This window comes from Streptomyces sp. SD15, assembly GCF_054462255.1.
This window is the reverse complement of record NZ_JBTLMO010000026.1, coordinates 63,843-76,892: the sequence shown is the minus strand read 5'-3', so window position 1 is coordinate 76,892 and position 13,050 is coordinate 63,843. Positions and strand designations below refer to the sequence as shown.

Sequence of the window (13,050 nt, the reverse complement as noted above, 5' to 3'; positions counted from 1 at the left end):
CGTTATATCCAGAGGGGAGTACGGTCTTGGCCAAAGCCAGCGCGCCGTCACGCGACCGCATCGTGGCCGGTGCGGCCGACCTGATCAGCAGGCGCGGCCTGAACGCCGCGAGCATCCGGAACCTCGCCAAACACGCCGGAGCGCCGCTCGGCTCGACCTACCACTACTTCCCCGAGGGCAAGCAGCAACTGGCCACCGAGGCCGTGCGGTACGCGGGCGGGGCGGTCGCCCGCATCCTGCGCAAGGAATTGGACGCGGGCCCGGTCGCCGGTTTGCGCGCCTTCCTGGCCCTGTGGCGCGGCATCGTCGTCGAGAGTGACTTCCGTGCCGGCTGCCCCGTACTGGCCGTCTCCGTCGAGGAGCCACAGGCCGACGAGATCCCGCCGGCGCTCGTCGCCGCAGCCGAGGTGTTCGAGGACTGGGAGAGACTGCTCGCCCAGGCGCTACGGGACCGGGGCGCCGACCCCGAGCAGGCTACGGGGCTCGCGGCCCTCATCGTGGCATCCGTCGAGGGCGCCATCGCCATGTGCCGCGCGAAGCGCACGATGCGACCCCTGGACCAGGTGGCGCAGCAGCTCGAGGCCCTGATCGACGGCGCGCTCGACCGCTCGGCCTGACGGCGGAGGGCTTCCGGGGTCAGGCCTGTCTCTCTTGGTGCCGGCATCGTCCGGGCGCAGGTCACGGGGCCACCATGCTTCTTCCGTCTCGTGGAGCCACCGCGTGTTTCGCTCAGGACATGGGATGAGTTGAGAGTTTCCTTGGCCCACACGGTTGTTTCGGCTGGGCCGAGGGCTTCCTCGTGGACGGGCAGGCTCGTCCGTGATCACTGGTTCGGTATGGGGCGGACGGTGAGGATCTGTTGTGCGTGTCCGACGGGGCCGTGGCGGCGAAGCCCGGCCCGCGCATGGGAACGGGAGTGTTCACGTCCAGGCGCACCGTCCGGTACGTCTGGCTCACGTCGGGTGTGCTGTAGAGATGTTGCCCCACCGGCAGGATCCCGCCTTCGCCGTACGGCTCGTAGGTCGAAGTCTCGGACCGTATAACGTGGGTCATGGCGCTCACGCGCCCGTTGCGGTCGCTGCCCAATCGCAATCGGTACTCGTACGCAGGCCGGAAGCCTGTCCCGAAGTACTGCTGCCTGCGGCTCAGTGCGACCTTGACCGGCCGTCCCGTCTCGCGGGCGGCCAGGGCCGCGACGGTGACGTGCGGCCAGGTCCGCAGACCGCTGCCGAAAGCGCCGCCGACGAACGGCGAGATGACCCGCACCGACGCCACCGGGATCCCGAACACAGCGGCAAGTTCCGTCTGGGTGCCGCCGATGACCCACTGGGTCTTGTCCCACAAGGTCAGCCGGTCGCCGTCCCAGCGGGCAATGGTGGCGTGTGGCTCCATCGGGTTGTGGTGGTTGCGGGCGAGCCGGTACGTCATCTCCATGCGTACGTCCGCGGCGTCCAGGGCCGCCTGCGCATCGCCGCGCGCGTAGGTGACGGGGGTGTTCGTCGGAGCGTCGTCGTCGCTCAGGTCGGTCGACGGCATCTGGGCGTCGTAGATGACCTCGACCAGGCTCGCCGCGTGCTGTGCGGCCTCCAGCGTGGTGGCCACCGCGACGGCGACGGGTTGGCCGTGGAAGAGAACCTGGTCGTCCTGGAAGACCCGCAGACGCCGCCCGCCCGGAGGGTTGTTCGAGCCAGGGTTGTCCCGGTATGCCAACGTGGGCGCGTTGCGGTGCGAGATGACCTTGAGGACGCCTGGCTGCGCCTCGGCGGCACCGGTGTCGATACCGGTGATCCGCCCGCGACCGATGCTCGCGTCGATGACGGCGTGGACCACGCCCTCGATGTCGTGGTCGGCGGCGTAGTCGGCCCCGCCGGTGACCTTCAGGCGTCCGTCGACCCGGGAGAGCGGTGCGCCGACGGCTGCGTTCGGCTGGGGGCTCATCGGCTTCCTCCTATGATGCGCAGCTGGCGTTCGACGGTGCGTTTGAGCAACTCGACCTTGAAGCGGTTGTGTTCCAGCGGGCGGGCGCCGTCAGCTGCCTGGTCGGCGGCCTCCGTCCACAGGGCGTCGGAGGGCCGCTCGCCGATGAGATGCCGCTCGACTGCGGGCAGCTTCCAGGGGACGGTGCCGACGCCCCCGGCGGCGACCTTCGCCTCCCGGATCACCCCGCCCCGCACATGCAGGGCCACGGCGGCGGAGGTGAGGGCGAACTCGTAGGACTGCCGGTCACGTACCTTCAGGTAGCCCGACTTGAGAGGCGCGGGTGGGCCGGAATCTCCACTGCGGTGATCAACTCGCCCCTACGGAGTGCCTGTTCGCGTTCCTGTCGTCCCCGGGCGAGCGCGCCCTGCGCCCGTTCGGCCCGGATCGCGGTGGAGGCCGGCCAGGCGGGGGGCACGATGTTCGCGCCGCCCCGCCACCCCGCCGCTCCCCGACGGCGGGCGGCCGCCGTCAGCCGATCCCGGCGCCGAAGACCGAAAGCGCCTCGGTGACCGGCTGGAAGAAGGTCTCACCGCCCGAGGTGCAGTCGCCGCTGCCGCCGGAGGTGAGGCCGATGGCGGTGGAGCCCGAGAAGAGCGATCCGCCGCTGTCGCCGGGCTCGGCGCAGACGTCGGTCTGGATGAGTCCGTCGACGATGTCGCCGTTGCCGTAGTTCACCGTGGCGTCCAGGCCGGTGACCGTGCCGCTGTGCACCTGGGTCGTCGAACCGCTGCGGGTCACCGACTGCCCGACGGTCGCGTCGCCCGCCTGGGTGATGGCCTGCGTGGAGCCGTTGTAAAGATTGACCTCGCTCGGGTGGGCGACGTCCGAGGTGTACTTGACCAGGCCGAAGTCGTCGCCGGGGAAGCTGGACTGCTCGTTCGTGCCGATCTCGGTGCCGTCGGCGTCCGACCAGGTGGAGATCTCCTCGGTGCAGTGCCCGGCGGTGATGAAGTACGGCTGACCGTCCTTGACCACGTTGAAGCCGAGCGAGCAGCGCCCGCCGGAACCGGTGATCGCGTCACCGCCCGCGACGAAGGGCTTGAACTCCCCCTTCGTCTGCTTGAGTTCGGCTTTGCCGCCGAGGGCGTCCACGACCTCGGTCAGCCGGGTGAGGGCCGCGCCCTTGACCGTACGGTCCGCGGTGACGACGACTCTGTTGGTCGCCGGGTCGGTCGCCCAGGACGTGCCGGGGATGGTCGCGTCCTTCTTGAGTGCCGTACGGGCGTTCGTCAGCTCGGCGAGGGAGTTCTCGACGATTCGGGCCTTGGCGCCGGCCGCCTCGACGGTGTGCGCCGCGTCCTCGCCGAGCACATTGACGACGAGGTGCTCGGCCTTCGCGTCGTAATACGTTCCCGCCGCGTCGGCGCCCAGGTCCGCGCCGAGCGTCGAGGCGAGCTTTCCGGCCGCCGCGATCGAGAGAGTGTGGGGCGCCGCGGTCTTCGCGCTCTCGCTCGCGTTCGCAGTCTGGAAGGTCACTCCCGCGGCGACCAGGGCGGCGATACCTGCGCCCGCAACGGCTGCACGCCGCTTGGGTATGCGTCGGTGCTTCAACTCGCGTCCTCCTGTGGGGGGCCGGTCGGGGAGGTTGTGGGGACCCCCGGGACCGGAAGGTACGTTGGGCGCCCACTATTCCGAGGCTCACAGGGGACATACAAGGTCGACTTCAGGACGCGCGTGCGCCAAGGGGCGCACGCCCCCGGTGCGTTGACCGTGCGTGGTCACACCACGTGGGTTCGCAGTGCAAACACTGAGCGCGAGTGACCGCTGTGCGGTCTGCGAGGTCTAGTCCTGTCCGAATCTCGACCCTTCGGGGTCCGGGTCCGACGGGGGCGCGAGGGGCGGCAGTTGCTCCTGCACCGGTTGCCGAGCACCCTCGGCCGACCACTGAGGCCCGGTCGCCGCTTCCTCGGGCGCCCTCTGCCCGGCCGTCGCCTGCCCGGCCGTCGCCTGCCCGGCCGACGCCTGCCCGGCCGACGCCTGCCCGGCCGACGCCTGCGCGACCGGCTGCTGCGCCCGCTCCAGGAACCGCAGCAGCTCCACCGGGAAGGGCAGCACAAGCGTCGAGTTCTTCTCCGCCGCGACCGCCACCACCGTCTGCAGCAACCTCAGTTGGAGCGCGGCGGGCTGATCGGACATCACCCCGGCGGCCTCCGCCAGCTTCTTCGACGCCTGGAGCTCCGCGTCGGCGTTGATGACCCGCGCCCGCCGCTCACGGTCGGCCTCCGCCTGTCGCGCCATCGACCGTTTCATCGTCTCCGGCAGCGATACGTCCTTGATCTCCACCCGGTCGATCTGCACACCCCAGCCCATGGCCGGACTGTCGATCATCAACTCGAGCCCTTGGTTGAGCTTCTCGCGGTTGGACAGCAGGTCGTCCAGATCGCTCTTGCCGATGATCGACCGCAGTGAGGTCTGCGCCATCTGCGAGACGGCGAAGCGGTAGTCCTCGACCTGGATGACCGCGTCGGCCGCGTCCACCACCTTGAAGTACACGACCGCGTCCACCCGCACCGTCACGTTGTCCCGGGTGATGCCCTCCTGCCCGGGCACCGGCATCGTCACGATCTGCATGTTGACCTTGCGCAGCCGGTCGACGAAGGGCACGACCATGGTGAAGCCGGGGCCACGCACCTCCGAACGCAGCCTGCCGAGGCGCAACACCACACCGCGTTCGTACTGTTTGACGACGCGAGCCCCGGCCATCACGTAGACCAGCCCCACGGACGCGACGGAGACTCCCGCCACCACCAGTTCCTCGACCATCACGGCCCCCCAGGGTCCGAAGTGGCTCACCAGGCGTGCACAGCGCACACAGCGTGTACTTCGACGGTAACTCCGTCACCCGAACAAGGGCGAGCCCCCGCACGCCGGTTGCGTGCGGGGGCTCGCCTGCTGCTGGCTGCACGTCAGGTCGTGCGGATACCGATGCGGTGCGTGCCGGTCAGAAGACGCTCACGCCGTAGGCGCTCAGGGCCTCGGTCACCGGCTGGAAGAAGGTCGTACCGCCCGAGCTGCAGTTGCCGCTTCCGCCGGAGGTCAGACCGTAGGCGATGCCGCCGTTGGAGTACAGCGGGCCGCCGGAGTCGCCGGGCTCGGCGCAGACCGTGGTCTGGATCATGCCGTAGACGACGTCGCCGCCGCCGTAGTTGACGGTCGCGTTGAGCGCGGTGACCCGGCCGCTGTGGGTGCCGGTGGTGGAACCGCGACGGTAGACCGTGGTGCCCACGGACGGGGTGGCGGCGCTGGTGATGTCGACGCTGCCGACAGTGCCCGAGATCGAACTCGTGGGGTAACTGGTGGAGTACCTGACGATCCCGTAGTCGTTGGTCGGGAAGCTGGAGCCGGACGTGGCGCCGAGCAGCGTCGTACGGCCGGAGTTGGACCACCAGTTGCCCGCACCGTCGGTGCAGTGACCGGCGGTCAGGAAGTAGTACGTGGAGCCACTGCGGACGTTGAAGCCCAGGGAACAGCGCCAGCTACTCGCATAGATTGCGTCGCCGCCGGAGATCAGTTTGCTGAACTTGCCCGGGGTCGACTTGATCTGAAGGGCGCCGGCGTTGCTGCCCGCGGCCTCCTTGATCTTCGCGATCTCCGCCTTGGACACGGTGCTGTCGACGGTGACGACGACCTTGCCGGTCTTGGCGTCGGTCGCCCAAGCGGTGCCCGGCACATCGGCCTTGAGCACCGAGGAGCTGGCGCTCTTCAGCTGGGACGCGCTGAAGGTCTGCACGTCGCTCGCGTTGGCGGTGGGGATGGTGACGGCAGCCGCAGCCACGAGTCCGGTGGTCACGGCGATCAGCCGGGTCCGTCTCGCTATACCGCTACGGGGGGTGGTGCGCTTGATCCTCACTTTTCGTTCCTCCCAGGGGGAAGTAGGGGGCCCGCGTGGGGTCGGGGCCCGTGAGGCGCAGCCGAGGGCCGCCCGTCCGGATTCCGGACAAGCCGTGCCCCTGACAAGCGCTGAGGGGGAGTATTCGGCCGCACGACCGAACGGCGCAAGGGCGCCTTTCGGCCGCGCAACGTTCAACTCACGTACCACCAGCTGAAGTTGATCACACTCCCCACAGCAGACACCACTAGCGCAGCTTGCGCTCCCCCGCGGCAATGGCCACGGCCAACGTATTCCCGGAAGGCGGGAAAGGGCAGATGAAATGGTCGGCGAATGCGCACGGTGGGAGCACGGCCCGGTTGAAGTCCACCGTCGTACGCCCCTCGGCGTCGGGAGCCGCGGGACGCAGGAACCGGAAGCGGTAACTGCTGTCCCCGCTGGTGGCGTCGGCGAGCACCGCCCACAGCGAGCCGTCGCTCTCGACCGACACCTGGAGGGTGAGGTCCGCGCCGTCCAGCGTGAAGGCGAGAACACCACCGAGCCCGAGGCCACGCGTCCGCCCGTCCGCGTTCTCCACGCGTACGGTGCGGCCCTCTCCGTATGGCGTGAAATGCCCCGGCACCGACCAGCGCGGATCGTACGGCGTCGCCTCGATGCCCTTGAAGGCCGCCCGCGCCGCGGCGGCGGGGTCGAAGTCGCGCACACCCCAGACCCCTTCGCGCGCGAGGACGACGAAGCGGCGCTCACCGTGTCCCGCCCGGGCCGTGGCCGCCGATCCCAGGTCGGCCGTCAGACGAACCTCGCCGGTGAAGGGCTCCCCGTCCACGCTCAGACCGTCTTCGGCGGCGGCCGTCAGCACGACCCCCTCCTCCCCCACAGCCCACCGCCCGGGGATGTCCGGAAGTCGCCCGTCCGAATAGTCCTCGAGCCAGTGCGTGCCCAAGAGAGCCAGCGGCCCGTAGGGCGCGGACACCGTCTCGATGCGGTGCTCGTGCCACTGCTTCCAGTCCTCGTCCGCCGAGGATGCGTCCGTCGTCATGTGATCAACCCTTCCATACGGGCTGCGCCAACCCGAGGTGCGAGCGCAGCGTCGTCCCCGTGTATTCCGTGCGGAAGGCGCCCCGCTCCTGGAGCAGCGGCACCACCCGGTCCACGAACTCGTCGAGTCCGCCGGGGGTCAGATGGGGGACGAGGACGAAACCATCGGCGGCGCCGGTGCCCACGAATGCGTCGAGCTCGGCGGCGACCGCCTCCGGGGTGCCGATGAAGGACTGCCGCCCGGACGCCTCGATCACGGTCTGCCGGATGGACAGCCCCTTGGCACGGGACAGCGCCCGCCACTTTTCGGCGACCGCGAGGGGATCGGCGATGCGCACCCGCCCCTGTACGAGGTCCGACTCAGGCTCCGGGTCGATGTCGGGAAGGGGCCCGTCCGGGTCGTACGAGGAGAGGTCGGCGCCCCAGATCTGCTCCAGCACGAGGATCGCGTTCTGCGGCGAGATCTGCTGCCGACGGATCCCGGCGGCCCGCTCCTGCGCCTCGGCCGCGGTGTCGCCGAGCACGACGCTCACCCCGGGCATGATCTTCAGGTCCCCGGGCGCGCGCCCGTACTTCGCGAGCCGCCCCTTCACATCGACGTAGAACTCCCGGCCCGCCTCCAGGGTCCCGTGCCGGCTGAAGATCACGTCCGCCGTGGACGCCGCGAACTCCCGGCCCTCGCCCGAGTCGCCGGCCTGGATGACGACGGGGTGACCCTGCGGCGAGCGCGACAGGGTGAACTCGCCCGCGATGTCGAAGTGCCGGCCCTGGTGCGCGAACGGCCCGGGTAGCCCGTCCGGAGTCCAGGAGTCCCACAACTCTCGTGCCGTGGCAACGAATTCGGCGGCGCGTGTGTATCGGTCGGCCCGGTCGAGGAAGCCGCCGCGCCGGAAGTTCTCCCCGGTGAAGGCGTCGGAGGAGGTGACCACGTTCCAGCCTGCCCGGCCGCCGCTGAGGTGGTCCAACGTCGCGAACCTGCGGGCGAGTTCGTACGGCTCGTTGAAGGTCGCGTTGACCGTGGCGGCGAGCCCGATCCGCTCGGTGACGGCGGCGAGTGCGCCCAGGACGGTGATCGACTCGGGGCGTCCGACGACGTCCAGGTCGTGGACGCGGCCCTTGTGTTCGCGCAGCCGCAGCCCCTCCGCGAGGAAGAAGAAGTCGAACAGCCCGCGCTCGGCGGTGCGGGCGAGATGCTCGAAGGAGGAGAAGTCGATCTGGGACTTCGACCGCGGGTCCGTCCAGACGGTGGTGTTGTTGACACCCGGAAAGTGCGCGGCGAGATGCATGCGTTTGCGTGCGGTCGGTACGGTCATGACGTTCCCCCTGTCACGGCGTACCGGTTGGCGGGCCGGGCCAGCCGCAGGTGCTCCCTGAGCGTGCTGCCCGGATAGAAGGTGCGGAACAGACCACGGTGCTGGAGCAGCGCCACCGTTCCGTTCACGAGCCGCTCCAGGTCGCGGCGCGGCTCGACCGGGGTGAGGTGGAAGCCGTCGACGGCCTCGGACTCGTGCCAGGCGCCGATCAGCTCGGCCAGGTCGACGGGGCCGCCCCGGTACAGCGGGCCCTGTACGGTCTGCCGGGGACCGCCGCCGCCGTGACCGGGCTCGGCCGCATGCTCGCCGCCGCCGAGATCGACGGTGAGCCCGCCGAGAACACGCAGGGTGTCGGGGTCGCGGCCGAACTCCCCTGCGGCTTCCCGGAGTTCCGTCCTGAGGGCAAGGGCCTGCGCGGGTCCCGCGACCCGGACGAGGGCCACATCGGCATACCGGGCGGCGGTCCTCCGGGCGGGTTTCTCGGTGGCGTCGACGATCCGGACCGGGTGCCCCTGCGGGGGCCGCGGCACGATCGAGGGACCCTTGACGGAGAAGGTGGCGCCCTCGAAGTCGACGTAATGCAGCTTGTCCCGGTCGATGAAGCGGCCGGTCGCCTCGTCACGTATCTCGGCGCCGTCCTCCCAGCTGTCCCAGAGCCGGGCGGCCACGTCGGCGACCTCACCGGCCTCCCGCCACAGCGCGTCGGCGGGGGCCGCGTGCCGACGGCCGAAGAGCCGGGCCTCGCCCTCGGTCGTCGACACGTCCAGCTGCCAGCCGGCCCGGCCGCGGCTGACCCAGTCGAGGGTCGCCACGCCCGCCTGGACGTGGAAGGGCTCGGTGTGCGTCGTGGTCACGGTCGGCGCCAGACCGATCCGGCGGGTGGTGGGCGCGATGCGGGCGAGCACGGTGAGCGCGTCGGGCCCGGGGCGCGCGAAGGTGTCGCCGAGCGTCACGAAGTCGAGCGCGCCACGCTCCGCGAGCTGTGCCGACTCGATGTACGAGGCGGCGTCGAAGGCCGCCTGTCGATCGAGGGCGGCGGCCAGGTGCAGCAGCCCCCGGCCGTGCGGTGCGGTCATGTGGGGTGAACCCTTTCTGGGGAAGCTCAGAAGCTCAGAGGAGAATCTGGGGGAGCTCAGGAGAAAATCTGGGGGAGCTCAGAGGAAACCGGGGCGAGTTCAGAGGACCTTGGAGAGGAACGCCCGTGTGCGTTCGTGCCGCGGCCGGTCCAGTACGTCATCGGGCGCGCCCCGCTCCACGATGCGCCCTTCGTCCATGAAGACCACCGTGTCGGCGACCTCGCGGGCGAAGCCGATCTCGTGCGTGACGACGATCATCGTGGTGCCCTGGTGGGCCAAGTCCTTGATGACGTCGAGGACTTCACCCACCAACTCGGGGTCGAGGGCCGAGGTCGGCTCGTCGAAGAGCAGCAGCTTCGGCTCCAGGGCGAGCGCGCGGGCGATGGCGACCCGTTGCTGCTGCCCGCCGGAGAGTTGCTTCGGGTAGGCGTCGGCCTTGTCGGTGAGCCCGACCCGGTCGAGCAGCCTGCGCGCCGCCTCGACGGCGTCCTTGCGCGGGCGTTTCAGCGCGGAGACCGGCGCCTCCACGATGTTGTCCAGCACGGTGAGGTGAGGGAAGAGGTTGAAGTTCTGGAAGACGAAGCCGATCCGGGTGCGCTGCTTGAGGATCTCGCGCTCACGCAGTTCGTACAGCTTGTCCCCGGAGCGCCGGTAGCCGACCAGCGAGCCGTCCACGCTGATCCGGCCCCGGTCCACCTTTTCCAGGTGGTTGATGGTGCGCAGCAACGTGGATTTGCCGGAGCCGGAGGGCCCCAGGACGACCGTGACCTCGCCGGCCCGCACTTCCAGGTCGACGCCCTTGAGCACCTCCAGCGAACCGAAGCTCTTGTGCACGGACTTGATGTCGACCATGACGCTCATCGCGGGGACTCCTTCATACCGTTTCGGTGAAAACTGGGCTCGTGGCTGCAGCGCAACAGGCGTCACGCGGCCGTACGACGGGCGAGCGCGCGCAGGAACGACAGCGCGGACCGTGCCGCCGCGTCGTTCTGCCGGAACGCCGGGCCGCCGGTACGGGGCCGGGTGAACGCGCCCGAGCCCCGGGCGTCGGTGTGCGGGCCGAGCGCGAAGCGCCGGGGGTGCGGGGTGCCGGAGCGGTCCAGGACGCGGCCGTCGGCGGGGTCGACGGCCAGCAGCCCCTCCGGGGTCCCGGCGGCCCCCTCGGCGTACAGCTCGCGCAGCAGGGTGTCGCGGGTGCGCTCGACCGTGGGGTGCGGCAGCCGGGCTTCGACGAGCGCGCGGGCCTGGATCGTCGCGCCGGGCACGGTGGCACTGCCCGCCCGGAAGACCCCGTCCTCGGCGGAGACCGTCATGTCCGCGCCCACGAACTTCAGGATCCCGGCCCGCGACAGGGCGAGCATCTGCCGCAGCCGCGGTCCGGGCGGCCCCGACGCGAGACAGCTGAAGAAGCCGTGCCACCAGGAGCCGATGTCGCCGAGCCGGACCAGCTGGCCGTAGACGGAGAGCAGTCCGAGGAAGACGGCCAGGTCCGAGCTGTGTGAAGGATCGTGACGTCGTCTCAGATCGTCCTCGATGTACGTGCGCAGTCCGGTCTGGAGTTCCTCGTACGAGGTGTGGCGCACCCCGTCCAGCGGCCGGTCCAGCGCGGCGAGGTCGAGCCGGTCGGCGGGGTCGGGCACGGCGGCCGCCACCAGGGCCTGGATCTCGGCACCGCCGTCGGCCGCCGCGTACTTCTCCTCGAAGTCCGTCCAGGCGATCCGGGTCCGCTCGGGGTGCGCGGCGAACAGCCGGTGGTAGTGCGCGAACCCCAACTCCTTCTCGACCAGCGGCCAGACGTCCCGCCGGAAGTCGAAACCGTCCGTGCGCGCGAGCAGCCCGTCGACCTCGCTCGGCCCGAAGAATCGTGGCAGCGGCGGCCGTTCGCCCACCCAGTCGTAGCCGATCTTGGAGTGGTAGGGAACGCCGCGCCGGGAGCCGACGTACAGCACGGGCTCACGCCCGGACGGGAGGTACGTCTCCCCCTCGTAGCGCCCGCCGCGCCCCTCCGTGAGCAGCACCATCAGGTCGACGAAGGCGAGGCCGAAGCCGCGTACCAGTACCGGTTCGCCGGGCGCGAGGGCGGACAGGTCGCTGTCGGCGGTGAAGTCCGGCGGCAGGTGGACGAGGTCGTGTTCGCGCGCGTACGCGGCCAGATGGCGCTGTTCGTCGTCGAGTTCGGCGTCGAGATGGCCGAGCGTGAGGACGACGAGATCGGCGAGGAGCGGCCGGCTACGGCCCTCCAGCCAGACCTGCTGACGGCCCTCGCGCGGGCCGCCGACCCGCAGGGCGCGGCGCGCGTGGTGCCGGACCGTGATGCCCGGCGGCAGGGCGGCCACCGTCCGTTCGTACACCCAGCGCAGATAGGCGCCCTGCCGCTGCCGGTCGGCGAAGGTACGCCCGTCGAGCTCCGCCCATTCGTGCAGCGTGGGGCCTTCGCGGACCGGTCCGGCCATGTCCACCGTCTCGTCGGTGAACATCGTGACGTCCTCGGCCTGCGAGTTCATCCACAGCAGCGGTGACTGCTCCTCGCGCCAGATGCGTCCGGCGCCCACCGGATACGGGTCGACGAGATGGATGTCGAGACCTGAACCGGCGTACAGCTCGGGCGCGTTGGCGGCGATCCGCTCCAGGAGGCCGGTCCCCCGCGGCCCTGCCCCCACGATCACCAGCGACGGGCGTCCGGTACTCATCGGCTGCGCTCCGAACCGCGCGCGTAGTGCCGCTCGACGTAGTACTGGCCGACGCTGAGGACGGAGGTGACGACGACGTACCAGAGCGTGGCCACCATCAGCAGCGGAATGACCTGGTAGGTGCGGTGGTACACGAGTTGCACGGAGTAGAGCAGGTCCTGCACGGCGATGACACTGACGATGGAGGTGCCCTTGAGGGTGCCGATCAGCATGTTGCCGGCGGGCGGCACGATCGAGCGCATGGCCTGCGGCAGCACGATCTTCCACCAGCGGCGCCACTGGCTCAGGCCCAGCGCCTGGGCGGCCTCGATCTGGCCGCGGTCGACGGCGAGGATACCGCCGCGCACCACCTCGGCCGCGTAGGCGGCCTCGTGCAGTGTGAGGCCGATGATGGCGACGGTGACCGGGCCGAGCAGGTTCACCGTCTTCACGCCGAGGATCTGCGGGTACAGCACCCCGATGTTGAACCAGAACAGCAGCTGCACCAGGATCGGCATCGACCGGAACAGCCAGACGTATCCCCAACTGGCCGCCCGCAGCACGGGGTTGGCGGAGAGTCGGCACGCGGCGAGCAGCGTACCCAGCGTGAAGCCGAGCGCCATCACGACCGCGGTCAGCCAGAGGGTGAGCCACAGGCCGCGCAGCACGGCGGCCGAGGTGAAGTAGTCGGCGACGACGCCCCATTGGAACGCGTCATTGCGCGCTACGGAGTTGACGGCGAACCCGAGCAGGATGAGGACGACGACGGCGGCCGTCCATTGACCGAGACGGCGCCGCGGGACGATGCGGGGCGGCGTGGCGTCTTCCGGTGCGGCCGCGGCGACCTTGGTGAGGGTGTCGGATGACATGCAAAGGCTCCGTGATGCGTCGAGTCGAACACACGGGTGCCTTCACACAGGGCGCCACGAGGACGCCGTACGGCCGAGCCCCTCAGCAGGGCCGTCCGTCGAGACTACGGGGCCGTTTCCCCTCACTGTCAAGGCTGTCCATACTGTGAGCCGTACGTCTCAAGCCAGTTGACGGGGAAACGGATGCCTGTTCCACTTATGCGCATGCATTCGCAGCAGTGGCTGGTCACGCGCTCCCACATCGACTTCGGTCGCGTGTGGTCCGCATCCTGTTGA

At 70.2% G+C, this 13,050-nt stretch carries 10 protein-coding genes and 2 pseudogenes; 1 reads left to right on the top strand and 11 read right to left on the bottom strand.

Annotated elements, in window-relative coordinates:
* The first annotated feature begins 26 nt into the window (after nt 1–26).
* On the top strand, nt 27–617 hold the full coding sequence (locus ACX28W_RS25040; protein ID WP_459001586.1) for a TetR/AcrR family transcriptional regulator: 591 nt from the start codon (nt 27–29) through the stop codon (nt 615–617).
* A gap of 268 nt (nt 618–885) precedes the next feature.
* Here ACX28W_RS25040 and ACX28W_RS25035 read toward each other — a convergent pair.
* From ACX28W_RS25035 to ACX28W_RS24985, 11 genes and pseudogenes are all read right to left on the bottom strand, one after another.
* Nucleotides 886–1,938: pseudogene (locus ACX28W_RS25035) on the bottom strand (xanthine dehydrogenase family protein molybdopterin-binding subunit); the annotation flags it as partial.
* Nucleotides 1,935–2,320 (bottom strand): annotated as a pseudogene (locus ACX28W_RS25030) (FAD binding domain-containing protein); the annotation flags it as partial. The pseudogenes ACX28W_RS25030 and ACX28W_RS25035, both read right to left, overlap by 4 nt.
* Before the next feature lie 128 nt (nt 2,321–2,448).
* Nucleotides 2,449–3,531 (bottom strand): S1 family peptidase, encoded by a 1,083-nt coding sequence (locus ACX28W_RS25025; RefSeq protein ID WP_459001585.1) that lies wholly within the window; start codon nt 3,529–3,531, stop codon nt 2,449–2,451.
* Between the two features lie 231 nt (nt 3,532–3,762).
* Nucleotides 3,763–4,743: a slipin family protein gene (locus ACX28W_RS25020; RefSeq protein WP_459001627.1), complete on the bottom strand. Its 981-nt coding sequence runs from the start codon at nt 4,741–4,743 to the stop codon at nt 3,763–3,765.
* A gap of 178 nt (nt 4,744–4,921) precedes the next feature.
* A complete protein-coding gene (locus ACX28W_RS25015; protein ID WP_459001584.1) occupies nt 4,922–5,830 on the bottom strand; it encodes a S1 family peptidase in 909 nt (302 codons plus the stop codon).
* Nucleotides 5,831–6,056: 226 nt separating this feature from the next.
* Complete coding sequence (locus tag ACX28W_RS25010) at nt 6,057–6,848, bottom strand: DUF1684 domain-containing protein (RefSeq protein WP_459001583.1); 792 nt, start codon at nt 6,846–6,848, stop codon at nt 6,057–6,059.
* Nucleotides 6,849–6,852: 4 nt separating this feature from the next.
* On the bottom strand, nt 6,853–8,160 hold the full coding sequence (locus tag ACX28W_RS25005; RefSeq protein ID WP_459001582.1) for an NtaA/DmoA family FMN-dependent monooxygenase: 1,308 nt from the start codon (nt 8,158–8,160) through the stop codon (nt 6,853–6,855).
* Complete coding sequence (locus tag ACX28W_RS25000) at nt 8,157–9,236, bottom strand: LLM class flavin-dependent oxidoreductase (RefSeq protein ID WP_459001581.1); 1,080 nt, start codon at nt 9,234–9,236, stop codon at nt 8,157–8,159. Before ACX28W_RS25000 ends, ACX28W_RS25005 begins: the two co-directional genes overlap by 4 nt.
* A gap of 99 nt (nt 9,237–9,335) precedes the next feature.
* Entirely contained in the window at nt 9,336–10,097 is a 762-nt protein-coding gene (locus ACX28W_RS24995) for an amino acid ABC transporter ATP-binding protein (protein WP_459001580.1), read from the bottom strand.
* Between the two features lie 62 nt (nt 10,098–10,159).
* Nucleotides 10,160–11,926, bottom strand: a complete 1,767-nt coding sequence (locus ACX28W_RS24990; RefSeq protein WP_459001579.1) for an FAD/NAD(P)-binding protein — start codon at nt 11,924–11,926, stop codon at nt 10,160–10,162.
* Complete coding sequence (locus ACX28W_RS24985; protein ID WP_459001578.1) at nt 11,923–12,774, bottom strand: amino acid ABC transporter permease; 852 nt, start codon at nt 12,772–12,774, stop codon at nt 11,923–11,925. The genes ACX28W_RS24990 and ACX28W_RS24985 overlap by 4 nt, the downstream gene beginning before the upstream one ends.
* Between the last annotated feature and the right edge of the window lie 276 nt (nt 12,775–13,050).